The organism is Kineosporia babensis (genome assembly GCF_021129305.1).
In the GTDB taxonomy this organism is placed as follows: Bacteria; Actinomycetota; Actinomycetes; order Actinomycetales; family Kineosporiaceae; genus Kineosporia; species Kineosporia babensis.
In genome coordinates this window covers 1-26,961 of record NZ_JAJOMB010000008.1, presented here as the reverse complement: position 1 = coordinate 26,961, position 26,961 = coordinate 1, and the positions used below count along the sequence as shown (strand labels likewise).

The 26,961-nt window shown below is 67.5% G+C and carries 26 protein-coding genes and 1 pseudogene; 13 read left to right on the top strand and 14 right to left on the bottom strand.

What is annotated here, in order from left to right; translation table 11 throughout:
• Positions 1-20: 20 nt before the first annotated feature.
• Positions 21-944: a M15 family metallopeptidase gene (locus LR394_RS16370; RefSeq protein ID WP_231442750.1), complete on the bottom strand. Its 924-nt coding sequence runs from the start codon at positions 942-944 to the stop codon at positions 21-23.
• Positions 945-1,002: 58 nt separating this feature from the next.
• Between LR394_RS16370 and LR394_RS16365 the strand changes: the two genes are divergently transcribed.
• Positions 1,003-3,003 carry an acetoacetate--CoA ligase gene (locus tag LR394_RS16365; RefSeq protein WP_231442748.1) on the top strand — a complete coding sequence of 667 codons (2,001 nt, stop codon included), beginning with the start codon at positions 1,003-1,005 and terminating at the stop codon, positions 3,001-3,003.
• 340 nt (positions 3,004-3,343) lie between these two features.
• Positions 3,344-4,606 carry an inositol-3-phosphate synthase gene (locus LR394_RS16360; protein ID WP_231442746.1) on the top strand — a complete coding sequence of 421 codons (1,263 nt, stop codon included), beginning with the start codon at positions 3,344-3,346 and terminating at the stop codon, positions 4,604-4,606.
• A 362-nt stretch (positions 4,607-4,968) separates the two neighbouring features.
• On the opposite strand, the gene LR394_RS16355 is transcribed toward LR394_RS16360, so the two are convergent.
• Positions 4,969-5,328 (bottom strand): hypothetical protein, encoded by a 360-nt coding sequence (locus tag LR394_RS16355; RefSeq protein ID WP_231442744.1) that lies wholly within the window; start codon positions 5,326-5,328, stop codon positions 4,969-4,971.
• A gap of 21 nt (positions 5,329-5,349) precedes the next feature.
• On the opposite strand from LR394_RS16355, the pseudogene LR394_RS16350 reads away from it, so the two are divergent.
• The 8 genes and pseudogenes from LR394_RS16350 to LR394_RS16315 form a co-directional block, all read left to right on the top strand.
• Positions 5,350-6,153 (top strand): annotated as a pseudogene (locus LR394_RS16350) (UbiA family prenyltransferase); the annotation flags it as partial.
• A 1-nt stretch (position 6,154) separates the two neighbouring features.
• On the top strand, positions 6,155-6,991 hold the full coding sequence (locus tag LR394_RS16345; RefSeq protein ID WP_231442740.1) for a sugar phosphate isomerase/epimerase family protein: 837 nt from the start codon (positions 6,155-6,157) through the stop codon (positions 6,989-6,991).
• Positions 6,988-7,596, top strand: coding sequence for an EboA domain-containing protein (locus tag LR394_RS16340; RefSeq protein ID WP_231442738.1), 609 nt, complete (start codon positions 6,988-6,990; stop codon positions 7,594-7,596). The genes LR394_RS16345 and LR394_RS16340 overlap by 4 nt, the downstream gene beginning before the upstream one ends.
• A 6-nt stretch (positions 7,597-7,602) precedes the next feature.
• Entirely contained in the window at positions 7,603-8,454 is an 852-nt protein-coding gene (locus LR394_RS16335) for a TatD family hydrolase (RefSeq protein ID WP_231442736.1), read from the top strand.
• Entirely contained in the window at positions 8,454-9,584 is a 1,131-nt protein-coding gene (gene eboE, locus LR394_RS16330; protein WP_231442734.1) for a metabolite traffic protein EboE, read from the top strand. Before LR394_RS16335 ends, eboE begins: the two co-directional genes overlap by 1 nt.
• Entirely contained in the window at positions 9,581-10,951 is a 1,371-nt protein-coding gene (locus tag LR394_RS16325) for an alkaline phosphatase family protein (protein WP_231442732.1), read from the top strand. The genes eboE and LR394_RS16325 overlap by 4 nt, the downstream gene beginning before the upstream one ends.
• Positions 10,952-11,053: 102 nt before the next feature.
• Positions 11,054-13,348 carry an esterase-like activity of phytase family protein gene (locus LR394_RS16320; protein WP_231442730.1) on the top strand — a complete coding sequence of 765 codons (2,295 nt, stop codon included), beginning with the start codon at positions 11,054-11,056 and terminating at the stop codon, positions 13,346-13,348.
• A gap of 123 nt (positions 13,349-13,471) precedes the next feature.
• Positions 13,472-14,326, top strand: a complete 855-nt coding sequence (locus LR394_RS16315; RefSeq protein WP_231442728.1) for a TrmH family RNA methyltransferase — start codon at positions 13,472-13,474, stop codon at positions 14,324-14,326.
• Here the strand turns inward: LR394_RS16315 and LR394_RS16310 are convergent.
• From LR394_RS16310 to LR394_RS16265, 10 genes are all read right to left on the bottom strand, one after another.
• Complete coding sequence (locus LR394_RS16310) at positions 14,296-14,844, bottom strand: AAA family ATPase (protein ID WP_231442727.1); 549 nt, start codon at positions 14,842-14,844, stop codon at positions 14,296-14,298. The two genes, LR394_RS16315 and LR394_RS16310, sit on opposite strands and share 31 nt — an antisense overlap.
• A gap of 60 nt (positions 14,845-14,904) precedes the next feature.
• Positions 14,905-15,747 carry a hypothetical protein gene (locus LR394_RS16305; RefSeq protein ID WP_231442725.1) on the bottom strand — a complete coding sequence of 281 codons (843 nt, stop codon included), beginning with the start codon at positions 15,745-15,747 and terminating at the stop codon, positions 14,905-14,907.
• A gap of 105 nt (positions 15,748-15,852) precedes the next feature.
• Positions 15,853-16,134 (bottom strand): MSMEG_0570 family nitrogen starvation response protein, encoded by a 282-nt coding sequence (locus LR394_RS16300; protein ID WP_231442723.1) that lies wholly within the window; start codon positions 16,132-16,134, stop codon positions 15,853-15,855.
• Between the two features lie 13 nt (positions 16,135-16,147).
• Complete coding sequence (locus LR394_RS16295) at positions 16,148-16,984, bottom strand: carbon-nitrogen hydrolase family protein (RefSeq protein ID WP_231442721.1); 837 nt, start codon at positions 16,982-16,984, stop codon at positions 16,148-16,150.
• A gap of 3 nt (positions 16,985-16,987) precedes the next feature.
• Positions 16,988-17,824, bottom strand: a complete 837-nt coding sequence (locus tag LR394_RS16290; protein ID WP_231442718.1) for a carbon-nitrogen hydrolase family protein — start codon at positions 17,822-17,824, stop codon at positions 16,988-16,990.
• Positions 17,821-19,230 carry an MSMEG_0567/sll0787 family protein gene (locus LR394_RS16285; protein ID WP_231442716.1) on the bottom strand — a complete coding sequence of 470 codons (1,410 nt, stop codon included), beginning with the start codon at positions 19,228-19,230 and terminating at the stop codon, positions 17,821-17,823. Before LR394_RS16285 ends, LR394_RS16290 begins: the two co-directional genes overlap by 4 nt.
• Positions 19,227-20,279, bottom strand: coding sequence for an MSMEG_0568 family radical SAM protein (locus tag LR394_RS16280; protein WP_231442714.1), 1,053 nt, complete (start codon positions 20,277-20,279; stop codon positions 19,227-19,229). The genes LR394_RS16285 and LR394_RS16280 overlap by 4 nt, the downstream gene beginning before the upstream one ends.
• Before the next feature lie 10 nt (positions 20,280-20,289).
• On the bottom strand, positions 20,290-20,802 hold the full coding sequence (locus LR394_RS16275) for an MSMEG_0572/Sll0783 family nitrogen starvation response protein (RefSeq protein WP_231442712.1): 513 nt from the start codon (positions 20,800-20,802) through the stop codon (positions 20,290-20,292).
• A 13-nt stretch (positions 20,803-20,815) separates the two neighbouring features.
• Positions 20,816-21,634 carry an amidohydrolase family protein gene (locus LR394_RS16270; protein ID WP_231442709.1) on the bottom strand — a complete coding sequence of 273 codons (819 nt, stop codon included), beginning with the start codon at positions 21,632-21,634 and terminating at the stop codon, positions 20,816-20,818.
• Positions 21,631-22,926, bottom strand: coding sequence for an MSMEG_0569 family flavin-dependent oxidoreductase (locus LR394_RS16265; RefSeq protein WP_231442708.1), 1,296 nt, complete (start codon positions 22,924-22,926; stop codon positions 21,631-21,633). Before LR394_RS16265 ends, LR394_RS16270 begins: the two co-directional genes overlap by 4 nt.
• An 88-nt stretch (positions 22,927-23,014) precedes the next feature.
• Here LR394_RS16265 and LR394_RS16260 point away from each other — a divergent pair, with 88 nt between their 5' ends.
• Together LR394_RS16260 and LR394_RS16255 are read left to right on the top strand one after the other, a co-directional pair.
• The gene (locus tag LR394_RS16260; protein WP_231442705.1) at positions 23,015-24,100 is read left to right on the top strand and encodes an MSMEG_0565 family glycosyltransferase; all 1,086 of its coding nucleotides are present in this window, start codon (positions 23,015-23,017) and stop codon (positions 24,098-24,100) included.
• A 95-nt stretch (positions 24,101-24,195) separates the two neighbouring features.
• Positions 24,196-25,653 (top strand): GGDEF domain-containing protein, encoded by a 1,458-nt coding sequence (locus LR394_RS16255; RefSeq protein WP_231442703.1) that lies wholly within the window; start codon positions 24,196-24,198, stop codon positions 25,651-25,653.
• 14 nt (positions 25,654-25,667) lie between these two features.
• Here the strand turns inward: LR394_RS16255 and LR394_RS16250 are convergent, their stop codons facing one another.
• Complete coding sequence (locus tag LR394_RS16250; RefSeq protein WP_231442701.1) at positions 25,668-25,811, bottom strand: hypothetical protein; 144 nt, start codon at positions 25,809-25,811, stop codon at positions 25,668-25,670.
• Between the two features lie 32 nt (positions 25,812-25,843).
• Between LR394_RS16250 and LR394_RS16245 the strand changes: the two genes are divergently transcribed.
• On the top strand, positions 25,844-26,461 hold the full coding sequence (locus LR394_RS16245) for a hypothetical protein (protein WP_231442699.1): 618 nt from the start codon (positions 25,844-25,846) through the stop codon (positions 26,459-26,461).
• Positions 26,462-26,558: 97 nt separating this feature from the next.
• Here the strand turns inward: LR394_RS16245 and LR394_RS41675 are convergent, their stop codons facing one another.
• A complete protein-coding gene (locus LR394_RS41675) occupies positions 26,559-26,801 on the bottom strand; it encodes an ATP-binding cassette domain-containing protein (protein ID WP_269329285.1) in 243 nt (80 codons plus the stop codon).
• Positions 26,802-26,961 lie beyond the last annotated feature (160 nt).

The following is a 26,961-nucleotide window of genomic DNA, read 5'->3' as shown; positions in this document are numbered from 1 at the left end:
GGCTGAGTGGCCGCGGGCGGTCAGGCGCTGGCGCGCTCGGCCTGGGTGAGGTCGATGGCTTCCTCGGCCTCCGCCTCGGCGATCGCCGCCTCCACATCGGCCGCGATCTCCTCGTCACTCACCCCGGTGCCGTCGACCACCGACGTCTCGGCGTCGATCTTGTCCACCTCGGCCCGCATCGCGCTCATCCCGTCGGCGAAGGCCTTCGACACCTCGGCCGCCGACCCGGACGACAGCGCGCCCACCGCAGCGATCAGCGTGTCCAGCTGCGCCTTCATCGCGGCATCCCGCTTGGCCGAGGCCGCCGCGAACGCCCGCAGGTCGGCCTGGGTCTTGCGGGCCAGGGTGGGGTAGCGCACCATCAGCCCGTACGTCACCTTCTCGCCGGTCTTGTAGGGCTTACCCCAGATCTTGGCGTCGGTGGCGGTCAGCTTGACCTGATCGGTCCACTTCATGTCCTCTTCTTCCTCCAGTCGCTGCTGCAGTACCGTGCGGGCGCGACTGACCTGCGCCTTCGAGGCATTGATCTCGAAGTGCATGCCGTCGACGGTGGCGTTGACGTAGTCCTCGCCCCAGCGGAAGATCTTGTGGCCCTTGCCGTCGGTGATCCGCGCGAGAATCGCGTGCACCTTGCTGATCTGGCTCCGGGTGAACGTGTTCCGGGCACCCCGGGGGTGCTTCAGCGCGTTCAGGTCCCAGGCGGTGGCGCTGGCGTGGTTACTGATCACGGACGACGAGCCACGCACGTTGCGCGCGGCCCACGACCAGTCGTCCAGCACCCTCCCATCGATCTTCTCCACCTCTTTGTCGAAGCGATCGATCAGGTACCGGGCCAGGAAGGCGACGTCGGAATTGGCCGCGGCGAACCGGCCCCCGGCCGCTGAGAACCAGGTCAGCCGGGTGCTCGACAGGACGGGCCACCCGTTCTGCGAATGATCTGCCATATCGAGGGGAGTTTAGGGGGACGTAGCATGAGGTGCATCCGAGCGAGGGAGCTTGAGGATGGTTCTGCACCCGGTTGACGGCCCGGCGGAAGCACTCTGGATTCCGGATCCGGAGACCGCCCGTAACACCCAGGTAGCCGACTTCGCTCGGTGGCTGACCAGGCACCGCGGCGTCACGATCGACGAACTCGACTATGCCGCCCTGCACCGCTGGTCGGTGGAGAATCTCGAAGAGTTCTGGTCCGCGGCCGCCGAATACCTGGGAGTGCGATTCAGTGCGCCTGCGGTACGGGTGCTTCCGAATGCCGAGATGCCAGGCACCCAGTGGTTTCCGGGGGCCCGGCTGAATTATGCCGAACATGCCCTGACTCCCGGGCCAGGTCGTCAAGACGGCGATCCGGCCCTGATTTTCGTGCGGGAAGACGGAGTGGAGCGCACGCTGAACCACGCCGAGTTGCGGGATTGGGTCGGCCGGGCCCGGACGGGGCTGCTCGCCGCCGGGGTGGGAAAAGGCGATCGGGTGGTGGCCCTTGCCCCCAACGGTATTGGCGCGCTGGTCATGTTCCTGGCCACTGCGTCACTCGGCGCTATCTGGTCGAGTTGTTCACCGGACTTCGGCGCCCGCGCGGTAACTGATCGCTTCGCCCAGATCGAGCCCAAGGTCATGCTCGCGGTGGACGGTTATCTCTACGGCGGAAAAGGTTTCAGCATTCGCGACACGGTGACCACGCTGCGCGAGAGCATGCCTTCGCTGACCCGCACGGTGATCCTGCCCTACCTCGACGCCAATGCGCAGCCGGTACGTGAGGCCGGTGAAATGTCCTGGGCCGAATTCGTTTCCCAGCCCGGCGAACTGGCCTTTGAACAGGTCCCCTTCGATCATCCGCTGTGGGTGCTCTATTCGTCCGGCACCACTGGTCTGCCCAAAGGAATTGTCCAGGGCCACGGCGGAATCCTGCTGGAGCAACTGAAAACCATTAAACTGCAGCACGATCTGGGCCCGGGAGATGTGTTCTTCTGGTACACCACCACCGGCTGGATGATGTGGAACTTCCTGATCGGCGGCCTGCTCGGCGGCAGCACCATCCTGCTCTACGACGGCAGCCCGGCCTACCCCGGCCCGGAAAGACTCTGGGAACTGGCGGCCCGCCACCGAGTCAAGCTCTTCGGAGTATCGGCCCCCTTCATTCAGGCCGCGGTCAAGGCTGATGTGCATCCGGGCTCCGAATACGACCTCAGTGCAATGCAATCCCTGGGATCGACCGGTTCGCCATTGTCTCCTGAGAACTTCCGCTGGATCCGCAGCGAAGTCGGCCGCCACGTCCGTATTTGTTCAGTATCGGGAGGAACAGACGTCTGCACGGCCTTTCTCGGCAGCTCGCCGATCGTCCCGATCTGGTTGGGCGAACTGTCCTGCGCCGCACTCGGTGCGGATGTGCGCTCGTTCGACGAAAAGGGCTCAGAGCTTGAGGACGAGGTGGGCGAGTTGGTCATCACTCGCCCGATGCCGTCCATGCCGGTCGCTTTCTGGAACGATCCCGACGGATCACGTTTACGGGAAGCCTATTTCGAGTCCTATCCCGGAATCTGGCGCCACGGTGACTGGGTGCGCGCCACCGAGCGCGGGTCGTTCGTCATTTATGGTCGTAGTGATTCGACGCTGAACCGCGGTGGCGTGCGGATGGGAACGTCAGATTTCTATTCCGTGGTCGAATCTTTCGACGAGGTGGCCGATTCGCTGGTGATCGACACCACCGAACTGGGCGCAGCGTCGGAGGGCGAACTGTTGTGTTTCCTGGTGCTGCCTAACGGAATTACGATTGAGGACGTCGAGCAGCCTTTGCGGCGCGCCTTGCGTTCACAGTTGTCCCCGAGGCACGTGCCGGACCAGTTCATCCGGATCCCGGTGGTACCGCGCACGCTGAACGGCAAGAAGTGCGAGGTGCCGGTGAAGAAGATCCTGGCCGGCGTGCCGGTGGAGCGGGCGGTCAGCCGCGACGCCCTGGCCGACGCGTCCGCGCTGGATCCCTTTCTGGCCCGGCTGCACCCCGACATCTGACCGCGCCCGACCTAGGTGAGGCGGGCTGGAGCTACGCTGGCCCGGCCCGCCAGAACCACCCCGGCCCGCCAGAACCACCCCGGCCCGCCAGAACCACCCCGGCCCGCCAGAACCACCCCGGCCCGCCAGAACCACCCCGGCCCGCCAGAACCGCGCAACCGCTAACCCCTCGCCCCTTCGGCCTCAGACTGCGCATCTTTGATCAGGAACTGCACAAAGAATTACCCGCTGCTGTGATTCTGTGACATGAAGTGTTGTCACCGTACGTCCCGCTTGTTACCTTTTTGACCGGACATCGGCGTCGCAGGTGACCCGGTGCTGTGCCGGGGAGGTGCCGACAATGACCGTCGGGCTGTGGCTGATCGGTGCCAGGGGTTCCATCGGGACCACCGTGACCGCAGGGCTTGCCCTGCTCTCGGCGGAGGCGAGCGACCTCGCGACCACGGGAATGGTCAGCGAACTGGCCGAATTCGAGGGCATCGGCCTGCCCTCACCCCGCGACTTCGTGATCGGCGGGCACGACCTGGCCGAACTCCCGCTCAAGGGCCGGGCCGAAGAACTGGTCCAAGCCGGCGTGCTGCCCGCCTTCGCCCTGAGTCTGGTCCGCCCAGAACTCGAAGCAACGGACGCCCGTGTGTGCCCAGGCGTACAAGGCGGCGGTCGCGCGGCCATCGAGCAGATCCAGCGTGACCTACGCTCGTTCAGCTACCAGCACGGCCTGGAGACGGTAGTGGTGGTGAACATTGCCTCCACAGAGCCGATTTCACCCGTGCTTGCGGTCCATGAGTCACTGTCTGCCCTGGACGAGGCCCTCACCGCCGGCCAAGACCCCCTACCCGCCAGTGCCCTCTACGCCTACGCCGCCCTGGACGCTGGCCTACCGTTCATCGACTTCACCCCCTCCATGGGCGCCGCCATCCCCGCCCTCGACGAACTGGCCCGGGCCCGCCGGACCGTCTACGCCGGCCGAGACGGCAAGACCGGCGAAACTCTGGTCAAGACCGCCCTGGCCTCGATGTTCGGCAGCCGCAACCTGCGCGTGAGCTCTTGGTCCGGCCTGAACCTGCTGGGCGGCGGCGACGGCCGGGCCCTCGCCGACCCCTCCCGCGCCGAGGCCAAGCTGGCGTCCAAGGCCCGCTCGGTGCACGAGACCTTCGGTGAAGACGTCGCCGCGCCGGTCCACATCGACTACGTCGAGGACATGGGCGAATGGAAGACCGCCTGGAACCAAGTACGTTTCACCGGCTTCCTCGGCACCCGGATGACCATGCAGATCACCTGGCAAGGCTGTGACTCCACCCTGGCCGCACCGCTGATCATCGACCTGGCCCGTTTCACCGCCCTGGCCCACCGTCGTGGCCGGACCGGCGCCCTGAAAGAGCTGGCCTTCTTCTTCAAGGACCCCCTGGAAAACTCCGAGCATCGCCTCGACCACCAGTTCCGCCAGCTGGTCAGCTGGGCTCAGAACCTGAATCCAGAACCCGACCGCGGGACTACCGTGGAGCACTCGGCCCAGACCAGAGGCCACGTCGGCTGGCCCGGCCGAAAGATGCGCCCTGCAGCGAGCCAGGTGAGTGGGCATCCCTCACAGGAGCCCGCGTGAACGCTTTCGCCGATCTGGTGCGGCTACCCGCCGTACTCAGTGCCCCGGGAGACCCGCTGCTCGGAGCTGCGGCAAGTTCCGCAGCCCGGAGGCACGCCCTCACCCGCGATCCGGGCGGAGGATCCGCACCGAGGTCCGGTGCTGCGGGTCCCTGGCTACTGCGGGTCGCCCGGGACGCCATCTGGACGCGTCTGGCGTGGCCCCATGCAGAACCATTGCAAGGGGGCCCACCGGCCACGCCCAGACACCTCGCTACCGCCATGATTGACGAGTACACCCCCGAGGAACGCCTGGTCTTCGACCACCGTCACAGCGAGACGCTGCGCCCTGGCCTGCTCCCGCCCGTCCCGCTCGTTCCGGCGTCAGCGCAAGCCAAGCGGTCTGCCGTTCGGCGGTGGGCTGAGTCTGGGGGCGACGATCCCCAGCAGCACACATTCGCCCTCAAGCACCACAGCCTCCGAACGAACCCCGGCCCCCAAAAGCACCCTGGCCTTCGAAAGAGCGACGGCCTCCAGGGGAGCGACGGCCTTCAAGGGAGCGACGGCTTCGAAGGGAGCGACGGCTTCCAAGGGAGCGGCGGCCTCCGAGGGAGCGGCGGCCTCCGAGGGAGCGACGGTCTTCGAGAGAACGACGGCCTTCGAGAGAACGACGGCTTTCAAGGGAACCACGGCCTCCGAGAGAAGGACGGCTTTCAAGGGAGCCACGGCTTCCAAGGGAGCCATGGCTTCCAAGGGAACCACGGCCTCCGTGAGGCCAGCGCGGCTGTCCTCTCGTCGGCCCTCGCCTACATGGCCGGGATGGCTCTGAACGACTACGCCGATCGCCACGTGGATGCCCTTGAACGCCCCACCCGCCCCATTCCCTCCGGCCGCATCACGCCACACCAGGCCTTGGCCGTCGGTGTTTCCCTGCTCGCAGCCGACGCTTTGGTGGCCTGGGCCGGTTCCGGACGGCGTGGCCTCTTCTACTCGCTGGCCACCGGAGCCGCAGTCCTCACGTACGACTTCGCGGCCAAGGACACTCCAGCCGGTCCACTGGTGATGGCAACCTGCCGGTTCCTCGATGTACAGCGGGGTAGCAGCAGCTTCCGGGCAGCGCTCGGGCCGGCCGGACTGGTGGCCGCTCACACGTACATGATCACGCGGGTCAGCCGCGACGAGGTCAACGGCGCAGACGAGAGCTTGGGCCGGACCTCGGCCGCCGCTACCGCAGCGATCGCGGTGGGAACGCTGGCCGCCGCGGCAAACCAGTCAAGTACAGAACAGCCTGCGGTCGGGGCTGGTTCGCTGTGGCAGCAGCGTGCGTCGCTGGTGCTGACGGCTGCAGCGGCGGGCCTTTACGCCGTTCCCTCGATCCGGGCCTCGCTGGCCGCGGTCAAGGACCCGTCGCCGGAGAAGGTGCAGCGGGTGGTCGGAACCGGTGTGATGGGGATGATTCCGCTGCAGAGTGCACTGACGGCGGCGGCCGGAAGGCCCGGCACCAGCGTGGCCTTGCTGGGCCTGTGGCGTGCGGGCCGGATGCTGGCCCGGCGCCGGTGGGTGACCTGAGATGGCGCCGGGGTTGCGGTACGCGTATGTGACGAATGGGCTGGGGGACCACCGCCTGGCCGATGCGCTGCAGATGCTCGCGGACCACGGATACAGCGGCGTGGGGCTGAGTTTGGATCATCATCACCTGGATCCTTTCGCTCCTGATCTGTCTCGAAGAGTAGCTGCGACCGCCGACAAACTTCGCGATCTGCGGTTGGCGGTGGTGGTGGAGACCGGCGCCCGGTTCGTGATGGACCCACGCCACAAGCACGAGCCAACGTTGCTCAGCGAGCAGGGCCGGGAGCGCAGGATCGAGTTCCTGCAGATCGCCGTTCAGGCCGCCGCAGATCTGGGGGCCGAGGCGGTGTCGTTCTGGGCCGGGGTACGCAAGCCCGAGGTCAGCCCGGAGCAGGCCCAGCAAAGGCTGCTCGAGGGCTGCGAAGCGGTGCTCAAGACCGCCGAAGACCTCAACGTGCGGCTGGCGTTCGAACCGGAGCCGGGCATGCTCGTGGCATCGGTCCAGGACTGGCGGAAGCTCCGGAACCAGCTGCAGCACGAGCTGTTCGGCCTCACCCTGGACATCGGGCACTGCCTGGTCACCGAACCACTCAGCATCCCCGAGACCATCGACAGCGTGCGCGAACACCTGTTCTACGTGCAGATCGACGACATGCCCCGCGGGGTGCACGAGCATCTGGACTTCGGCGAAGGTGACGTCGACTTCCCGCCCGCCCTCGCCGCGCTGGAGAACTTCGAAGGCCTGGTGGCGGTCGAACTTTCCCGGCACTCACATATGGCGCACACCACCGTCCCCCGATCCATCCAGTTCCTCAGAGCAGCGGAGGGAACGGCATGACCTGGCTGGACAATGCCCTGCAGCAGATTCAGGAAGATCCCACCAGCATCCGCAAGCTCTTCCCGATGGCCACCCGCAAGGCCGGCCCGGAACATGAAGCCGCGCGGATCAAGATGCTGGCCGAGTTGCCCGACCAAGAGGAGATTCCGGACCTCTACCGGTACGGCGACGTCAACGAGAAGCGCGCGGTCATCCTGGCCATCGCCGAACGCAACACCAAGGACCAGTTGCTCGATCTGGCCCGCGACGCCTTCCGCAGCAACGACCCCCGGCTGGTCACCGCCTCGGCCGCGCCCGGCATCGTTCAGAACCTGAGCGACGAGGAAGCCGATCAGCTGTTGATGAAATGCCTCTTCATGGGGATCCCGCTCGATCGGGTCCCCGCGATCACCGGGCGATCAACCGCCCGGACCGCAGAAATGGCAGCCAATTTCGTGCTGGAACGAGTCTGCGCCGGCCGGGACGTCTCGCCCGACGTGTGGCCGATCATCGATCAGCACCCGCCCGCCGAAGTGTTGAACCAGATCGAGGAACAGCTCGCCTCGGCCGATCCCGAACGACGGAAAGCGGCCGCCCAAGCACTGAACCAGCGCGGAAAGGTCTGAAAAGCCATGCGCATCTTCGAGCCGCACATCCACATGACCTCGCGCACCACCGACGACTACGAAGCCATGGCCGCCGCCGGAGTCCAGGCCCTGGTCGAACCGGCCTTCTGGCTGGGCCAACCCCGATCCAGCGCCGGCTCCTTCGTGGACTACTTCAACGCCTTGGTCGGCTGGGAACGTTACCGGGCGGCGCAATTCGGCATCGCCCATCACTGCACCATCGCGCTCAACCCCAAGGAAGCCAACGATCCGTACTTCCGCGCCGATGTCATGGCGCTCCTTCCTCGATACCTGGCGAAGGACGGGGTGGTCGGGGTGGGTGAAACCGGATACGACTCGATCACTCCGGCCGAGGACGAACTGCTGGCCGAGCACCTAGCCCTGGCGATCGAGTTCGACCTGCCCGTGCTGGTCCACACCCCACACCGGGACAAGCTGGCCGGCACGAGAAGAACCCTGGACGTGGTGCGGGAATCCGGCCTGGCACCAGAACGGGTACTGATCGACCACAACAACGAACTCACCGCCAAGCTGGTTCTGGACCAGGGAGTCTGGGCGGGTTTCTCGATCTACCCGGACACCAAGGTCGACGAACGCCGGATGGTCCTGATCGCCCAGGAACTCGGCACCGAGAAGGTCATCGTGAATTCGGCGGCCGACTGGGGCCGCAGTGATCCGCTGAAGGTGGCCAAGACCGCCGAAGCCATGCTGGCCGCGCAGATTCCCCAGCCGGAAGTAGAGAAACTGATCTGGGACAACCCGGTCACCTTCTTCGCCCAGAGCGGCCGGCTGGAACTCGACGCGACCAAGAACAGCGAACTTTCGCAGGGCAATTCCATCCTGCGGGGTGAGCGCTGATGCGCTTCCGGCACCGCGACAACAGCCTGGTGCACCTGTCCTACTGCACCAACATGCATCCCGCCGAAGACCTCGAGGGCATCATTGCCCAACTGCACAACTACGCCGGTCCGGTGCGGCGCCTTCTGGGCTGGCCGGTACTCGGTGTCGGGCTCTGGCTGCCCGCCCCCGCAGCCAGGCATCTGGCCGCTGACCCCAAGGCCGTCAGTATGCTCAGGCGAACACTCGAAGTCGAACAGCTGGAAGTCGTCACACTGAACGGCTTCCCGTACCAGGCGTTCCAGGCCGAGGTGGTGAAAGGCGCGGTCTATCGGCCGGACTGGCTGGAGCGAGCGCGCCTGGACTACACCCTGGACCTGGCTGTGGTCCTGCATCAGCTACTCCCCGAGGACGCCGCGGAAGGCAGCATTTCCACCCTTCCGTTCGGCTGGCGCACCCGGTTCCCGGAAGGCACCGCCTCGGCCGACGCGGCGATGTTTCACGTAGCCACCGAACTACAGGCCCTGGCCGAAGAATGGGGGCGTCCGGTGCGGCTGGCCGTAGAGCCCGAACCCGGCTGTGTGGTTGAAACAATGGACGCTGGTGTGCGTTCGGTTTCTCGGCTCGGGGTTCCGGGGTGGATCGGGATGTGTCTGGACGCGGCGCACCTGGCCACTCAGTTCGAGGACGAGTCGGTGCTGGATCTCTGCGAGACCGAGAACGTCCGGGTGTACAAGGCTCAGGTGTCGAATGCTCTGCGCGTCGATGAGCCCGATCGGAAATGGCTGTCGGAGTTCGCGGAGCCCCGGTTCATGCATCAGATCCGCCAGCGCGACGGCTACGGCGAGGACGACCTCACCGAGCAGACCGGGCAGACTTTCGATCCGGAGCAGGAATGGCGGGTGCACTACCACCTGCCGCTCGACCAGACCGAGCGCACCACGCAGTCCGAACTGCGCAACACGTTGCAGGCTCTGGTCGGCGGGCAGACAGCGAAGACTCACCATCTGGATGTCGAGACCTACACCTGGTCCGTGCTTCCGGGCGCCCATCGTCCCCGATCGAGCCAGGAACTGATCAAAGGCATAGCCGGGGAACTGAACTGGACCGCCGACCGCCTCACCGAACTAGGACTGGAACCGATCCGATGACGAAGAGCCCGGTCCTGGTGATCAACATCGTCGGCCTCACCCCACGTCTGCTCGAGCACATGCCCCGAGTGGCCGCCGTCGGAAAAGAAGGCTTCACCGCCGGAATCGGCAGCATCCTTCCCGCGGTGACCTGCAGCGTCCAGGCCACCTATCTCACCGGAAAACTTCCCACCGACCACGGAATCGTCGGCAACGGCTGGTATTTCCGCGACCAGGGCGAGGTCTATCTCTGGCGCCAGCACAACCAGCTGATCGAGGCCGAGAAGGTCTGGGAGACCGCCCGGCAGCACCGTCCCAAACTGACCGCGGCAAACGTCTGCTGGTGGTATGCCATGGGCGCAACCACCGACTGGACGGTCACGCCCCGGCCGATCTACCACGCGGACGGCAAGAAGGATGCCGACTGCTACACCCGCCCCGCGGCACTGCGCGACGAACTGACCAACCGGCTCGGCACTTTCCCCTTGTTCACGTATTGGGGACCAACCGCGTCCATCAGCAGTTCAACCTGGATCGCCAAGGCCACTCGCGAGCTGATCGAGGACCACCGACCGGACTTGGCGCTCTGCTATCTGCCGCACCTCGACTACGACCTGCAGCGTTTCGGCCCGGAGGGCCCCGAGGCGGTTGCCGCGGCCCAGGAGATCGACGCGGTGGCCGGCGACCTGATCGACTATGCGCGCCGCAACGATTACACCGTGGTGGTGCTGTCCGAGTATGGACTCACAGCTGTGGACAACCCTGTGGATATCAACCGGCTGCTGCGCCGGGAAGGATGGCTGGAGGTCTACACCCAGGCTGGGATGGAGTACCTGGACCCCTGGGTCTCGCGGGCCTTCGCCGTGGCGGATCATCAACTGGCGCACGTCTACGTGAAGAATCCCAAGGACGTCCGCCGGATCCGCAGACTGCTGAGCGCACTGCCCGGCGTGGATTTCGTGCTCGATGCCGAGGGAAAGAAGGAATTCGGCCTCGACCACCCGCGCAGCGGCGAACTGGTGGCCGTGGCCAAACCCAGTTCCTGGTTCACCTATTACTACTGGCTGGACGACCACCGGGCGCCGGACTTCGCCAAAGGGGTGGAAATTCACCGCAAGCCGGGCTACGACCCGGCCGAACTCTTCATGGACCCCCAGGACCGATTCGTCAAAGCCCGAGCCGCCCTCACCCTGGCGAAGAAGTTCTCCGGCCTCCGATACGCGATGAAGGTAGTGCCTTTGGATCCTTCGCCGGTGCGCGGCAGCCACGGCCGTCGGGCCGCCGACCCGAAAGACGGACCGGTTCTGCTCTGTTCCGACTCAGCCTTCGCAGCAGCCACATTCGAGGCCACGGCAGTACGTGACCTCATTCTCGAAGTGCTGGTCTGAGTTGATTCCCGTTCACCTTCTGGACGGGCCTGGTCAACCCGGTGGTGGCAAGCTCCGCCGCGCTGCCCGGTTGTCCCGACCGGGACGACCAGGAGGAACAACGTGGCAAAGAAGCAGACCGGGGTGCGCGCCGCAGCTGCCCTCACCATCACCGCCTTGGCCGGCACGGCATTCGTCGCCGCGTCTGCCCAGTCCGCCAGCGCCGGCACCAAGCAGCAGTTCTTCAACCGGACCGACACGTACCCCGTCTACCAGAACCGCCCGGCGGGCGACGCAGTCGCGGACGAGACGGTGGCCGAGATCTCCACCGTCACCCAGGACGGCAAGACCATGATCTACACCGACGCGGCCGGCAAGCGCATCGGGTTCCTCGACATCTCCGACCCCGACCAGGTCAAGGGGCTGGGCACGCTCTCGCTGAAGGAACTCGGCGACTCCGAGGACGAGCCCACCTCGGTCACCGTGGTCGGCGACCACGTCCTCGTCGTGGTGAACACCAGCAAGAGCTACACCGAGCCCTCCGGCCGGGTCGACGTGATCCGGTTGGCCGACCGCAAGCGGGTGCGCAGTATCGACCTGGGCGGTCAGCCCGACTCGATCGCCGTGGACCAGAAGCGCCGGCACGTGGCCATCGCGATCGAGAACGAGCGCGACGAGGAAGCCACCCCGGCGGGCGGCGAGGAGGGCGATCTGCCGCAGCTTCCGGCCGGTTTCGTGCAGATCCTGGACCTGAAGAAGGCATCCGACCCGGCCACCTGGAGCGCGCACCGCGTCGACCTGGTGAACCAGGACGGCTCGGCGCTGAAGTCCATGGTGGCCGCGGGCATCGACACCCCGGTCGACCCCGAGCCCGAGTACGTCTCGTTCAGCGAGAGCGGCAACCTGGCCGTCACGCTGCAGGAGAACAACGGGATCGTGCTGATCGACGCCGCGAGCAAGAAGATCACCAAGGTCTTCAGCGCGGGCCAGGCCACGGTCAAGGGCATCGACGTGGAAGACGACGGCCAGATCGACCAGACCGGCAGCATCGTCGACCTGCCGCGCGAGCCCGACGCCGTCTCCTGGCTGGACGACCGCTACCTGGCCACCGCCAACGAGGGCGACTGGAAGGGCGGCACCCGGGGCTGGACGGTGTTCGACTCCAGGACCGGCAAGATCAGTTACGACTCCGGCAACGAACTGGAGAAGCTGGCGATCAAGGTCGGCCTGCACTCCGAGAGCCGTGCCGACAACAAGGGTGTCGAGCCCGAGGGTCTGGCCACCGCCGAGTTCAACGGCACCAAGTACGCTTTCGTCGGCTCCGAGCGCAGCAACTTCGTCGCCGTCTACGACGTGGACAAGCCCAAGAAGCCCAAGTTCGTCCAGGTGCTGCCCACCACGAACGGTCCGGAAGGCATCCTGCCGATCCCCTCGCGCGGCCTGCTGGCCGTCTCCAGCGAGACCGACGAGGCCGACAACGGCGTGCGCTCCGCCGTGACCCTGTTCAAGATCGGCAAGCAGGCGCCCGCCTTCCCGCAGATCGAGTCCAAGAAGGACATTGGCTGGGGCACCCTCGGCGCCCTGTCCGCCGTCCCGGGCAAGAAGCACGAGCTGGTCAGCGTGACCGACGCGGCCTACAGCCCGACCGGCATCCTCACCATCGACACCAGCCGGACCCCGGCCGTGATCAAGAAGCGCCTCGAGGTCCGCGACGCCGACGGCAAGGCGGTCGGCCTGGACGCCGAAGGCATCTACGCCCGTCCCCAGGGCGGTTACTGGCTGGCGGTCGAAGGCGCCACTGGGCCGGAGAACAAGCTCGTCCAGGTAGACCGCAAGGGCGTCGTCCAGAAGACGGTCGCCCTCCCGGCCGACGTGGCTGCCGGCCTGAAATCACAGGGCTTCGAGGGAGTTACGGCCAGCACCGACAAGAACGGCGAGCACGTGTACGTCGTTGTGCAGCGTGAGGTCTCCACCGATCCCAAGGGCGTGGCCCGGATCGGCCGCTACGACGTCAAGACCGGCAAGTGGACGTGGTTCGGCTACCAGCTGGAGAGCACCACGACCGACGGCGACTGGATCGGCCTGTCCGAGGTCACCTACGTCGGCCCGAACCGGCTGGCGGTGATCGAGCGCGACAAGCTGAACGGCCCGAACGCCAAGATCAAGCGGATCTACACGGTCGAGTTGCCGAAGAGGGATCCGAAGGCCGGCGCTCTGCCGGTCCTGCCGAAGAAGCTCGCCGTTGACGTGCTGCCCGCCCTGCAGTCCACCAACGGCTGGACCCAGGAGAAGCTCGAGGGCATGACCGTCGGCGGCGACGGCCAGGTCTACATCTCCACCGACAACGACGCGCTGGACGACTCCACCGGCGAGACCGTCTTCATGAAGCTCGGCAAGGCTTCGAAGCTGTTCAAGTAGGTCGGCTCGGCAGGGGGCCCGTGATCGTCACGGGCCCCCTGTGCTGTTTGAATTAAGGACGTCGTGGCCGGCCGGCGCTGCTGCTCACCATCCGATCCGGTCGGGTTCGCATAGAGTGACGGGATGTCGCCGGGATCACCGAAGATCGCCTCGCGTAACGCCCGCTTCCAGCAGTGGCAGGCGCTGCTGAGCAACCGGAACAAGCGGCAGCGGTTACGGGCGTTCCCGGTGCACGGCGTGCGGCCGATCACGGTGGCGCTGGAGCAGGGCTGGCCGGTCGAGGCGGTGCTGTTCGACGGTGAGCGCAGGCTCTCGCAGTGGGCCCGGCAGGTTCTGGAAAGGGCCGGGGGAGAACGGTTCGCGCTGAGCAGTGAGCTGATTGCCGAGCTGGGGGAGAAGACGGCGGAGCTGGTGGTGGTGCTGTCGATGCCCGCTGACGAGCTGAGCCGGATCGAGGTCGCAGCGGATTTTCTCGGGGTGGTGTTCGACCGCCCGACCAGCCCGGGCAATCTCGGCTCGGTGATCCGCTCGGCCGACGCCTTCGGGGCCGGTGGGGTGGTGGTGGCCGGGCACGCGGCCGATCCGTACGACCCGGCGGCGGTGCGGGCCAGCACCGGCTCGTTGTTCGCCGTTCCCACGGTGCGGGTGCCTTCGGCGGGCGAGGTCCTGGCCTGGATGCAGAGCGCGCCGGTCCAGTTGATCGGAACGGACGAGCACGGGGACGCGGATGTGTTCGACGTCGATCTGACCAAGCCCACGTTGCTGCTGATCGGCAACGAGACAGCGGGCCTGAGCGCGGCCTGGCGGGATGCGGCGGATCGGATGGTGCGGATCCCGATGACCGGCTCGGCGAGTTCGCTCAATGCCGCCAATGCGGCGAGTGTGGTTCTGTACGAGGCAAAAAGGCAGCGTTTGCAGGCCCGGAGGATCGACCTGGACGCCGGTGCTCAGCCGATCGCTGCCAGCAGGCGCCCGTAGGTCACGTCGATCTCGCCGGGCACGGTGAGTACGGTGCGGGTGGCCGGCCGGGCCGCAACCACCTCCAGAAGCCGCGCGTACATCGTCCGCAATTGATCAACCCCACCGGAGCGCTCCTGGAGGGCCGCGGCATCCCGGTGCTCCTGGGTCTCGGGCGCGTCCGCCCGGCTCAGAAATCGCGAAACTGCCTCTTCCACATCGGAGATCAGAGCAACCTCGATGAACGGCACGCCCACCTCCAAGGCCAGGGCTTCCAGCCGCAGCACGAAATCCAGCCGGCCGAGGAACTGCGGCACCACGACGACGCGCCCGCTGCGCAGGTGAACCCCGGCCATGGCCAGCGCAAGTTCGCGAGCAGCCAGGCCGGACTCGGTCGGATGATCCAGCCAGCCGCCGAGCATCCCCCGCACCGAATCGATGTCCAGCGCCAGCGACAGCGGCCGATCAGCGGTGAAAGCCTTGGCCAGGGTGGACTTGCCGCTGCCGGGGGCGCCGTTGAGCAGGATGAGACGAGCCACCGGGAAAGGGTAGTGGGCCCGAAAGCCGGGCAGACTCAGCAGTCTGCCCGGCTCACCTCGTCAGTCGATCGTCCAGGCACCGGCCACGACATCGGCGCGAGGCGCCCAGAACACCGCGCCGTCGGCCACGTCCTCGAACTTGACCGTGATCGTCCTGGTGCTCTTCGCCTTCACCGTCACCTTCTTCTGACCGGGCACGGCCTCGTTGTCGGCGCCGCCCGGGCCTTCCCAGACGAACGACGAGGGGTTGATCGTGGTCTTCTTCTTGGCCTCGACCTTGACCTTCAGCACGCCCTGGCCGTCGGCGTAGCTCGCGCTGCTCGGAGTGACCTTGGCGGTGACCACGCCACCCTTGTACACGGTGACCGTGCTGCCGCGCTGCACGTAGCTGGCTGGCAGCAGCTTGGACTGGCCCTCCACCTGGCGGCCCTCGACGGTCCAGGCGCCGACCACCGTGTCCGAGCCCTTGGCCCAGATCACGTGGCCGTCCTCCACCCCGTCGTACTTGATCGTGACCTTCTTGGTGGTGCCGGCCGGGACGCTGATCTTGCGCTTGGGGTTGCTCGCCTCGTTGTCGCCGCCGCCCTCGTCCTCCCAGATGAACTGGCCGGCCTTGAACGAGATCGCCTTCTTGGCCTCCACGGTGAGCACGAGCTTGCCCTGGCCCCGGGGGTGCGCGGCCGACTCGGCGGTCACCCTGGCCTGCACCTTGCCGTTGCGGTAGACCGTGACCGTCTCCTCGCGCTGCACGTAGGCGGTCTGCGAGCCCACCTGAGGCAGCGCGGCCGCGCTCAGAGTCCGGTCGGTGCTCAGGTCGGCGGCCTGGGCCGTGGGGGCCAGCAGGACGGCGCCGACCAGGCTGCTGCCCAGGACCAGGGCGGAGACGGTGCTGATCTTCTTCATCGCTTCGTACCTCTCACTCGGTGGTGGCACCATCCTGGTGAAGGGCGAGGCGAAGATCGTCAGACCACAGGCGGTTCTTCCCGGGCCGGACGTACGACCGTGGGCTTACGTCCGCTCGAAGCCCTCCACCCGGACCTGGCCCGATTCGTAGGCCTTGGCCCGGGCCCAGATCTCGTCGCGCATGGCCGCCGCGCTGGTGCAGGCGAAACCGTACTTCTCCCGCACCCGGTCGGAAGCGATGGTCAGGGCCTCGTCACTCAACCGGACGAATTCGGCCACCGGGTAGCTCTCGCCCGGTGTCAGATAGTCCTGGATCACCAGGCTCGGCGAATAGCAACGCTGAGCGGTGCCGTCCGGCCAGGTCACGCGGAAGTACATCTCGGGCATGGCTGACTCCTGGTCATCGGAGGTAGGTGTCGGGACGCCGTTCGGAAAGGTGGTCGAGCACGCGCCGGGCCTGGGCGATCTCCGCCTCGACGAACACCTCGGCCACCGCCAGGCCCGCCTTGGCCCAGGTCCGGGCCAGGATGTCGCCGCCCGGGCCGACCACCTTGGCCTGCCCGAGGAAACGCATCCCGCCCAGCGCGCCGGTCTGGTTCGCCGAGGCCAGTACCACCTGGTTCTCGGCCGCCCGGGAGCGGTCGTAGAGGTCGAACAGCCGGGACTGGCGGTCCTGGCTCATCCGCGGCGCCCGGTTGCTGATGTTCGTGGGCCAGGCGGACAAGCAGGCCAGCACGCCCGCTCCGTCCAGGGCCAGCGACCGGGCGGACTCGGGAAACGTCTTGTCGTAGTCGATCAGCATGCCGATCCGGCCGACCGGGGTGTCGAAGGCGCGGAACGCGTTGCCGGGGGAGTACGCCTGCTCCTCACCCCGCGGCAGGTGCACCTTGCGATGACGCCCGAGCACACCGTCGCCGCTCACGCAGACCGCGCTGTTGTACCGGCTCACGCCGTCCTCGCCGAGTTCGCAGTAGCCCACGCAGACCACCATCTCGGCCGCCGCGGCCGCCACCTTCCCGATCAGCTCGTGATCCGGCTCCAACGCGGGCGGCAGCGCCTCCGGCGAGGGATTGCGCAGATCCGGCAGGTAGCCCCCGAGCGCGGCGTCGGGCAGGACCAGCAACCCGGCCCCGGCCTTGCGCGCCTGCTCGATCAGGGTCTGGATGCGCGCCAGGTCGAAATCCAGGTCGCGGCCGAAGCTGGCTGCCACGGCCGCGATCGTGATCCCCCGTTCCATCGCTCAGCCCTCGGCGCCGACCAGATAGGCGGCCGGGCGGCGATCCCGCAGGTGCCCCATCGCCCGCCGTGCCGCGGTCAGCGTCTCTTCCACATCCACCTTCGCCACCGCGAGCCCCTCACCGACCCCGGTGCCGGCCAGAACGTCCCCACCCGGGCCGACGATCTTGGCGCTGGCCACGAAGCGCAGCGAGCCGAAATGCCCGCTCTGGTTGGCCGAGAGCCAGACGATCTGGTTCTCCAGGGCCCGGGCCGCGTCGAAGAGGTCGAAACGGTGCTTCCAGCGGTCGTCCTCGATGTTCTCGGGGGCGTTGGTCCGGCTCCCGGGCCAGGCCGACACGCACACCACGATCTGCGCGCCGTCCAGGGCCAGCGACCGCGCGGACTCCGGAAAAGCCTTGTCGTAGCAGATCATCATGCCGATCCGGCCGACCGGGGTGTCGAACGCGGTGAAGCTCTCGCCCGCGGTGTAGTGCGCGTCCTCGCGCAGCGGCTGATGCACCTTGCGGTGATTGCCGAGCACCCGGCCGTCGTGCACACAGACCACGCTGTTGTAGAGCGAACCGTCGTCGGCCAGTTCGCAGTATCCGGCGCAGACCACCATGTCGGCGGCCAGTTCGGCCAGGCGCGCGATCTCCGGGCCGTCCTGGCGGAAGGCCGGCGGGGGAGGCGCGCTGCCGCGCAGATCGCTCAGGTAACCGCCGAGCGTGGCCTCCGGCAGGGCCAGCAGGTTCACCCCGAGCTCGCGAGCCTGCTGGATCAGCGTGGCGATCCGGGCGAAGTCCGCCTCCAGATCGCGGTCGAACGGCGCCGAGACGACCCCCAGCGTGATGGCGCTCATGCCTGCCTCCTCAACGTCCCGGCCGGACCCAGACCGGTCACGGCTCCGGACACGGCCGGGGTGACTTCCCCGTCCGGCCAACGCAACTGCACTCCCTCACCCACGACCAGCTCACCGCAGGCGGCGGACACGGCCGGTCCGGCCCAGGGTTCACCGGCATCCGGCGCGGCGGCCGTGAGCATGGCGAATCCCGGGAAACAGGTCAGCCAGTCACCCGCACTCGCCTCGCTTGGGCGCGGTACATCGGCCACATCCAGCACCGCGCCGCACCCACTGGCCTCGGCCAGCATGCCCAGCGTGCCCGCGATACCGGCCATCGACACGTCCTTGGCCGCCTGCGGTTGGCTCTTGCCGACGAAGCCAAGCATCGCCTGGAGTTCGGAGGTGCTGCGGCGGCTGGTCGAATCCCACTGCCGCCCGGTATATCCGGACCGCCAAGAGCCTTCGATGTCTGCGGTGAGCCGGATCCGCTGGCCGGGCCGGCCACCACCGCCGGGCACCGGCTGCGGAGTCCGGCCCAGCGCGGTGACGCTCAGCGAGGCGGGCACGCCGAGCTGGGTGTGCCCACCGATCACCGGCACGCCGTACGCTTGGCTGGCCCGCCGAAGGCCGCCGAGAATCCTTGCTGCGAAGGACTTGTCCCGGGCACCGACGGAATCCAGCAGGGCCACCGGCGAGGCACCCATCGCGGCCAGGTCGTTCAGGTTGACCAGTACCGAGCACCAGCCGGCCCAGTCCGGATCCCGCTCCACCATGGACGGCAGAATCGCGTCGCAGGCGGCAACCAGGTCGCTGTCCGGCACCGGAGCACCGTCGTCGCCGACGAAACCCGCACCGCCATGAGCGAAGCCTGACAGCAGCGAACCGAGATCGCGCTTGGTGGCGGTGGTCAGCGCCTCGATCCGGTGAATCGGCCACCGCATCAACTCGTGCCTGACGCCGGCCAACTCGGTGGGCCGGACGTGATCCCAGCCGAGCTTGGTGAAGAACGAGCGATAACGGGGCTGAACCACGGCGTCGAACCGGAGCACGCCCGCACTCTCTGCCCGGGCACAGGCAGCGCGGACCAGGGCCGCACCGACTCCGAGGCCACCTCGGCTGACCAGGCGCCCGCCCTGCCACCACCCGATATCCTCACCGGCGCCGACCGGGCCGAGCCGAACCCCGCCCAGCACCGAACCGTCGCCGGCCCGCGCAACCAGCACGATCGTCCGTCGGTCCTGATCGATGTCGTCCAGATCGCTACCGGCGAAAAGGTTCTGCTCCTCGACGAACTGTTCCTGCCGGAGCTGGTGGTACTCCCGAAGCGCCTGCTGATCCGCGTCTTCGATGATGAAGCGCTGCCCCTGCCCCTGCCGCGGCCTGACGACGTCGCGCAGGAGCACTTCTCCGAGTTCACCGTTCATCCGCCGGCCGCCTTCAGCGCGCTGCAGGCACCGCAGGCCGCACAACCGGCGCCCTGTTCCTCGCCCAGCATTCCGGCCTCCCGCAAAAGCGCACCTACGCGTGTGGTTACGTCGGCAACAACGGACGCGGACGGCTGGGTCGCGCCGTCCGCGCGGGCGAGAGTGCCCAGCATCGGGCGCATCGGGACGACGAACGGGTAGACACCGCGATCGATCAGGGTCTTGGCCCCGGCGACCAGCTCGTCCGGGCTCTCGCCGAGCCCGATCAGCAGGTAGGTGGACACCTTGTTGCGGCCGAACACCCGCACGGCCTCGTCCCAGGCGGCCTCGTACTCGGCCATCGGCACGCTGCCCTTGCCGGGCATCCACTTCCGGCGCAGTTCGTCGTCCATGCTCTCGACGTGGATGCCGATCGCCTCGGCGCCCGCGTCCTTCAGGTCCTGGATCACCGAAAGGGTTTTCGGCGGCTCGATCTGCACCTGGATCGGCAGGCCGGGGACCGCCTGGCGCACCGCCCGGACCGAACGCACCAGATTGCGGGCGCCCCGGTCCGGGCCGGTGGTGGTGCCGGTCGTCATCACCATCTGCCGCACGCCGTCCAGCCGGACCGCGGCCTCGGCCACCTCGGCCAGCTGGGCGGGCGTCTTCGCGGCGATCGTGCTGCCCTGCTTCAGCGATTCCTCGATCGCGCAGAACCGGCAGCGCTGCGACTCCTCGTAGCGGATGCAGGTCTGCACCACCGTGGTGGCCAGCACGTCCTTACCGTGCAGCAGGGCGATCTTCTCGTAGGGGACACCGTCGGCCGTCTTGAGATCGTAGAACTGGGGCCGCTGCACGGTGTTCACCGACAAGCCGAGATCGATCCGGCCCTCGTAGACCCGGCCCTGACGAATCACGTAAGGGCTGTCGGCCACGATCGGCAGGGCCGCGTTCTCGCCGTCGAGAACCAGGTGCCCGTCGTCGCTCGGCCCGGCGCCCTTGCTGCGCCGGACCGGGGCGTCCACGCGCACCCCGTGCACCGCGAGGTTCACTCTCGTGACGGTGTCCATGAAGCAGACCTCAGATCATGTAGGTCGAGTTGATGATGGCACCCTTGCGGGCGTAGTGGATCACTGCGTCCTGCACGTCCAGCGGGTGGGTCGGGATGACGCCCTCGATCAGGTCTTCCTCCCGGGCCCCGTGCAGCGAGAGGCCGAAGCGGCAGCAGTAGACCTTGCCGCCCTCCTTGATGAAGGTCTTCAGCGAATCGTTGATGTTGTGCTCACCCGGGAAGGCGCTGTTGCCGGTGGTCGGGAAACCGCGAGTGGCAAGGGCGTTCAGTGAGCCCGGGCCGTAGAAGTAGATCGCCGACTCAAAGCCCTTCCGCAGGGCGCGGGTGGCCTGCAGGATCGCCACGAAGCTCACCGAGGACTCGTGCGCGATGCCGTGGACCAGGGTGAAGTAGGTCTCGCCGTTCTCGGCCTTGTAGTCGGGGAAGACCTTGGTGGCGCCGTAGATGCTGGAGCCCTCGGGCAGCGAGGGGTGCGGGATCTCCTCGAGGGACTTGGTCTCGAGTTCGGTCAGTTCGGTCATTGGTCGGGACCTTTCAGTTGTAGAGATACTCGAACGTTCCGTGCAGCGCGCGGCCGGCCAGTTCGCCGTCCACGAAGGATGAGGTGAGGCGGGCGTATTCGCCGGTGAAGTCGCCCCAGGGTTGGTCGCTGGCGAACAGCACCCGGTCGTGGCCGAGGCCGCGCCGGTCGATCTCCTGCGCCAGCCAGCGCGGGGCGAAGCCGATCGCCCAGGACAGGTCGGTGTACACCTGCTTGCCCTGCTCGATCCAGTCGAAGAAGCGGCCGCCGATCAGCTTTATGTGGCCGCTCATCCCGCCGCCGAAGTGCACCAGGTGCAGCTTGACGTCGTCGGCGTAACGTTCGACCAGCTTGCCGATCTCGTCGATGTCGCTGGCGCCGCCCGGGCTGGTGTGCACGTGGACGACCAGGTTGTGGGTCCGGGCGGTGGCGAAGATCTTCTCGAGGCCGGGCCGGACGTCTTCCTGGTCGACCTGGCCGCCCAGCAGGAAGCTCAGTTTCAGGGCCTTGACCCCGTCTTCGCCGGCCAGCTGCAGTGCTTTCGCGGTGAGGTCGGTGTCCTGTGGCTTGGCCGAGACCCAGAGGCCGGCCCGGATCCGCTCGTCGGTCTGCGCGGCCTCGACCACCAGCTCGTTGAAGCTGAAGGCCAGATCGGCCTGCGGCACACCGTAGTTCGGAATCACCAGCGCCCGTTCGGTCTTCTCCTCGTCCAGGTCGCGCAGCAACTCCTTGATCGTGCCGCGCGCGGTGATGTCGGCCTGGATCGGCGGGCCGCCGTAGAACGGATAGGCGGGCAGCACGCCGAGATGCCGGTGAGCGTCGCAGTGCTTCATGCCACCCGCTTCTGGAGTTGGGCGTTGCGCAGGATCTGCTCGGTGAGGTGCCGGGCGTCGTCCCCGATTCCCCGGAAACGCCCCGAACCCCAGGTCCACAGCCAGGGCAGACCGAGCACGTAGAGCCCGGGCAGGCTGGTCACGCCTCGGGTGTGGGTCGGGTAACCGTGGCCGTTGAAGACCGGGAGGTCGATCCAGCGGTAGTCGGCGCTGAACCCGGTGCACCAGATCACCGAACTGATGTTGCAGGTGTAGAGGTTGATCCGATCAGGGACGTCGGGGCCGGGCTCCCACACCGGTGTGTAGCGTGGCTCTTCGGGTTGGTTCAGGCCCTTTTCGGCAATGTAGGCGTCGATCAGGTTCTTGATGCCCTCGGCCACCGCGTCGGCACCGTCGAGATTGCGCTTCAGATCGTCCTGGAAGCTGACCGTGCTGCCCTCGATGGTGCTGAGCCGGCCGTAGAGCTGCATCCCCTCCCGGGCGAACGCTCTCAGGTCGATGTCCCGGCCGCCGTCACGGCCGGTCACGTAGTGATTGACCTTGTGCCGGGTGCCGTCCTGGTCGGCGAACTCGGTGATTCCCTTGGTGTAGTGCCCGATCTCGTCGAGCCAGGTCATGCAGTCCCGGCCGCGGTAGAACCGGGCCACGCGCGGGGCGGTACCGGTGGCCAGGTGCACCTTGCGCCCGGCCAGATGCAGGTCCTCGGCGATCTGGCAGCCCGACTGCCCGGTGCCGACGACCAGCGTCTCGCCCTCGGGCAGTTGCTGGGGGTTCTTGTAGTCGCCGGAGTGCAGCTGGAACACGCTGCCGGGCAGCCGTTCGGCGATCCGCGGGATCCTGGGCAACTGGTAGGCGCCGGTGGCGACGACCACCTGGTCCGCGTAGAGCGTTCCGCGGCTGGTCTGCAGCTCGAACCGCTGGCCGTCGTGCCGCAGGAGCGTGACTTCCACGCCCTCCAGAATCGGCGGGTCGAACTTGCGCACGTAGTCCCGCAGGTAGTCGACGATCTCGTCGCGCACCATGAACCCGTCCGGCGCCGGGCCGGCGTACTCGTGCCCGGGCAGCAGGCACTGGTAGTTCGGGGTGACCAGACTGAAGCTGTCCCAGCGCTTTTCCCGCCACTCGTGACCGATGCTCCGGCGCTCGAGGACGATGTGCTCGACCCGGGCGGCCGAGAGGCAGTAGCTGGCGGCGAGGCCGGCCTGGCCGCCGCCGATCACGGCGACGGGCAGATGCCGGCCATCGAGGCCGCCGGCGAGCAGGTGACCCGAGAGGTCGTCCTTTGCCTTCATGCCTCATTAGTGAAGTGAGCCGTGATTACCGAAGTGTTTCGTCCGGAACACTTCTGCATGACCGCAATCTCTCAGGCATGCTGAGCGGGTGCGGATCAGCCTTCTCACCTACTCCACCAAGCCGCGCGGCGGCGTCGTCCACACCCTTGCCCTCGCCGAGGCGCTGGCTCGCGCGGGCGAGGACGTCACCGTCTGGACCCTGGCCCGCGGCGGCGACCAAGCCTTCTTCCGCCCGGTCGATCCACGCGTCACCGTGCAGGCCGTCCCGTTCCCACCGGACGAGAACGAAACGGTCGGCGAACGCGTCCTTCGTTCAATCAGCACTCTCGGCAATGCTTTCCATGGTTCGTACGACGTGATCCATGCCCAGGACTGCATTACCGCCAACGCGGTCCCGGGCAAGATCCGCACGGTGCATCACCTGGACCACTTCACCACCCCGGAACTGGCTGCCTGCCATGAGCGCGCTCTGCTGGAGCCGACCGCGCGAGTCTGCGTGTCCTCGTCCGTTGCTTCTGAGCTCTTGGACGGCTGGGGCCTGAGCGCTACCGTGATTCCGAACGGGGTTGATTCCGAACGCTTTTCCTCAGCTGTTCCGGATTCGGGGCGCGGTGACTTCGTGCTGGCCGTCGGTGGCATCGAGCCCCGGAAGGGCACTCTCGACCTGGTGGCTGCGATGGCGCAGGTCCAGGCCGTGCGTCCAGACGTGCAACTGGTCATCGCCGGTGGTGAGACTCTCTTCGACTACCGCGACTACCGGGCTTCGGTGGACGCCTTGGTCTCGTCGCTGGGAGTGCGCCTGAGTATGCTCGGCCCGGTTCCCGACGACGAGCTTCCCGGCCTGGTCGCATCCTGCACAGCCTTCGCCTTCCCCAGCACCGCCGAGGGCTTCGGCCTGGCCGCAATGGAAGCTCTGGCTGCAAGTCGTCCGGTGGTGGTTCGCGATCTTCCGGTCCTGCGTGAGGTCTTCTCGGACTCGGTGCGCTACGCGACCGATGCCGCGTCCTTGGCCGCTGGCCTCCTGGCCGACCTGTCGGGTGCCGTCGATCCGGCGCGGACTGCCCGTGGCCTGGCGCTGGCCCGTGCGCACTCCTGGGACGACGCTGCGGCCTCGCACCTGGCCCTGTACCGCTCTCTTCTGGCCGAGGGCCTGCCGGTGGGCAGCGAGTCCTGAGCCTTGACCGATCAAGTCGGGCGTCGGTCCGGTCGAGACACAGCATGAGGTGGTGAGTAGTCTGCGTCAGCCGGTGGCGCGGAAATGGGGCTTTGGTGGACGACGTTCGCGAAGCGGACCGTTCGTGGTGGAGAATCCCGCCGCGCGACGAGGCCGAGGCCCGCGTGCGCTGGATCGGTCTGGCCGTCGTGCTCTCCACCGTGCTCACCTGCGCGCCGCCGCTGATCGCCCGGGCCGAACCGCGCCCTCTGATGATCGTGCTCTTGGCCGTCCTGACCGCGTCGCTGCTGATCGGCCGAAGGACAGGCCGGGTGCCGGTGGCCATGGACGTGCTCGACGCGCTCTGCTTCACCCTGGTCCTGATGATCTCGGCGATCCCGCTGGTCGGCTTCGGCATCGGCTTCCAGACCATCTGGTACCGCTGTCTTTACAGCAGTGGTGCGCGAAACCTGCTACGCGCCCTGCTGTTCCTGTTCGCCTACTCGGCCGGACCCGTCCTCTGGTGGAATGTGCAGGCGCAGCCCAATCCCGACATTTTCACCACCGCGCTGACCGCGGGGTTCTTCACGACCGTCTCGCTGAGCATCTTCGGCTGGCAGTTGGCCGAATCGATCAACGCCCGCGAGTTCAGTTCCCGCCGGGAACGACTGATCGCAGAAACCGGCACCCGGTTGCTGGGGGCTACCGATGGAGAGCGGATCCGCCAAACGGGTTGGCAGGCACTGGAAAGCCTGGCGTCATTCACGCCTGGCCTGCGCGTGGCCCGCTTGATCCGGACCTCCGACGGGCTGAACCTTGACCGGACGACAGGTTTCCCGCACCCGCCACCGCCCGGCCTGACGTCGATCGATCGAGTCTCGGAACTGGACGGGGGTTGTGGCTGGGAAGTCCTCGCTTACGACGAGATTCCCGACGTCTCCATAGCTCTCGGACATCCAGGCCGGGTACCGCCCGACGTCGTCTCCACCGCCGGCAGCATCCTCAATCAGGTCGTCCTGGCCCACCGCAACAGCGAGACCCACGCCGAACTCGTCACCCAGGCCCTGACCGACCCCCTCACCGGCCTGGCCAACCGTCAAGGATTCACCGAGGCCACGGCCCGCCTGCTCAGCGGTACCGGCGACCTGAGCGTCATGTTCATCGACCTGGACGACTTCAAGGACGTGAACGACAACCTCGGCCACGCGGCCGGTGACGACCTGCTGGTCCGGGTGGCCGCGATGCTGCGCAGCCTGGTCCGGGACAACGACGTGGTGGCCCGGCTCGGCGGCGACGAGTTCGCCGTGCTGCTGAAGGGCATCGACGAGCGGACCGCCGGGCACATCGCCGAGCGCATCGTCCTCGGCCTGTCCACGCTGACCAGCGGCCCGGCCGGGCAGTACGCGATCGGCGCGAGCATCGGCCTGGTGCATTCCGACGCGCAGATCAGCCTGCCGGAACTGCTGGTCCGGGCCGACGTGGCCATGTACCGGGCGAAGGCCCAGGGCAAGGGCCGGATGCAGACCTGGCAGCCGGAACTCAGCCCGCATTCGGAGCTGCTCGGCCGGGCCTGAGGGTTTCTCGAACGTCAGAACCAGCCGCGGCGGCGGGCGGCGCGGACCGCCTCGCGCTCGGACAACGGGTTGGGCTCGCCGCGCAGGGCGTCGGCCGCGAGCTGAGGGTCGAGCAGGACCCTGGCATGGCAGCCGTCATGAGGATCTTGTGCGAGCACCCACTTCTGCCGTCCGGGCCGAGGAGGACATCATGGACGACAACGAATCCTCAGGCCCGGAAGGAACCCGTATGCCCTCGTCCACGGCGGATCACCCCGCTGCCCCTCAACGAGGGATCGCGCAACCGATGCACCCCCAGGTGCTGGGGGGACTCATCGGCGCGGCCGGTGCGACCGCCTTCGTCCACGTCAACAGGGGTGACCTGCCGGGCTCCTGGCCGCTGGCCGCGATCGTCGCCTGGGCGGTCGTCCTCGTGGTCTTCGTCTGGGCCTCCCTGCTGCGCTCCCGGCACCTGCCGGTTCTGCCTCCGCCCGGTCCTACCGCGGGCCGGGTCTACGGGTTCAGCGTCCTCGGCATGCTCGTCGGCATGGCCGGCGGGAACGCCTTGCTGAACGCCGTCGGCGCGGCCGAGTTGCAACCGGCCTGGGTGGTGACCGCCGTCGGGCTGCACTTCGTGCCCTTCGCCGCGGCCTTCCAGGCTCCGGTCTTCGGCCGGCTCGGCTGGTGGATGACCGCGGTCGGCGTGCTCGGGCTCGGGTTCGGCCTGATCTTCGGGGAGACCGCCGTCGCCGCGGCCGCCGTGGGCGCGGGTCTGCTCATGCTGATCGTGATGATTGTCGACGCAGCCGCCCAGCGGGAGCCGTCATGACCGATCCCGATCCCGACCCTCGCCCCCCCATAAAGCATCCCCCGGTCGACCGCCTCACCGCCGGGCCGCCCGGTGCTTCACCATCCCAGCTGAAGCTTCACCTCCCAAGAGTTTTCAATGCCGTGCGATACCGCAGACTTGGGCCGTCCCGCGCTGGGGCCGCAGCAAGCTTGGTGATAATCTGCAGCGCAGTGGTCTTTCCGAGGCCGTTGGGCCCGAGAAGACTGACGATCTCCCCGCGGGCAACATCCAGATGAACACCATCCGGCGCCTGGACACTACGCCGACGACACCTCCGCCCAGACGTGAAAGCCGCTGCCAGGTAGCGAATATGAATCATTGGCATTCCCTCGCGGCAGTGCCGGGGCCCGTCGTTTCAGGCGGAGACTCCGTTCTAGTCAGCCACTCGGCAACGGCCGCTTAATCAGGCACACTCCCACGATGACCGATGTCATTGCCGTGGAGCCGGAACTGTCGCGCCCCGCCCTGCGCTTGGCAGC

Coding starts and splice junctions, on each gene's coding strand:
- LR394_RS16370 (WP_231442750.1), bottom strand. CDS start 944: ATGGCAGATCATTCGCAGAACGGGTGGCCCGTCCTGTCGAGCACCCGG.
- LR394_RS16365 (WP_231442748.1), top strand. CDS start 1,003: ATGGTTCTGCACCCGGTTGACGGCCCGGCGGAAGCACTCTGGATTCCG.
- LR394_RS16360 (WP_231442746.1), top strand. CDS start 3,344: ATGACCGTCGGGCTGTGGCTGATCGGTGCCAGGGGTTCCATCGGGACC.
- LR394_RS16355 (WP_231442744.1), bottom strand. CDS start 5,328: ATGGCTCCCTTGGAAGCCGTGGCTCCCTTGAAAGCCGTCCTTCTCTCG.
- LR394_RS16345 (WP_231442740.1), top strand. CDS start 6,155: ATGGCGCCGGGGTTGCGGTACGCGTATGTGACGAATGGGCTGGGGGAC.
- LR394_RS16340 (WP_231442738.1), top strand. CDS start 6,988: ATGACCTGGCTGGACAATGCCCTGCAGCAGATTCAGGAAGATCCCACC.
- LR394_RS16335 (WP_231442736.1), top strand. CDS start 7,603: ATGCGCATCTTCGAGCCGCACATCCACATGACCTCGCGCACCACCGAC.
- eboE (WP_231442734.1), top strand. CDS start 8,454: ATGCGCTTCCGGCACCGCGACAACAGCCTGGTGCACCTGTCCTACTGC.
- LR394_RS16325 (WP_231442732.1), top strand. CDS start 9,581: ATGACGAAGAGCCCGGTCCTGGTGATCAACATCGTCGGCCTCACCCCA.
- LR394_RS16315 (WP_231442728.1), top strand. CDS start 13,472: ATGTCGCCGGGATCACCGAAGATCGCCTCGCGTAACGCCCGCTTCCAG.
- LR394_RS16305 (WP_231442725.1), bottom strand. CDS start 15,747: ATGAAGAAGATCAGCACCGTCTCCGCCCTGGTCCTGGGCAGCAGCCTG.
- LR394_RS16300 (WP_231442723.1), bottom strand. CDS start 16,134: ATGCCCGAGATGTACTTCCGCGTGACCTGGCCGGACGGCACCGCTCAG.
- LR394_RS16295 (WP_231442721.1), bottom strand. CDS start 16,984: ATGGAACGGGGGATCACGATCGCGGCCGTGGCAGCCAGCTTCGGCCGC.
- LR394_RS16290 (WP_231442718.1), bottom strand. CDS start 17,824: ATGAGCGCCATCACGCTGGGGGTCGTCTCGGCGCCGTTCGACCGCGAT.
- LR394_RS16285 (WP_231442716.1), bottom strand. CDS start 19,230: ATGAACGGTGAACTCGGAGAAGTGCTCCTGCGCGACGTCGTCAGGCCG.
- LR394_RS16280 (WP_231442714.1), bottom strand. CDS start 20,279: ATGGACACCGTCACGAGAGTGAACCTCGCGGTGCACGGGGTGCGCGTG.
- LR394_RS16275 (WP_231442712.1), bottom strand. CDS start 20,802: ATGACCGAACTGACCGAACTCGAGACCAAGTCCCTCGAGGAGATCCCG.
- LR394_RS16270 (WP_231442709.1), bottom strand. CDS start 21,634: ATGAAGCACTGCGACGCTCACCGGCATCTCGGCGTGCTGCCCGCCTAT.
- LR394_RS16265 (WP_231442708.1), bottom strand. CDS start 22,926: ATGAAGGCAAAGGACGACCTCTCGGGTCACCTGCTCGCCGGCGGCCTC.
- LR394_RS16245 (WP_231442699.1), top strand. CDS start 25,844: ATGGACGACAACGAATCCTCAGGCCCGGAAGGAACCCGTATGCCCTCG.
- LR394_RS41675 (WP_269329285.1), bottom strand. CDS start 26,801: ATGATTCATATTCGCTACCTGGCAGCGGCTTTCACGTCTGGGCGGAGG.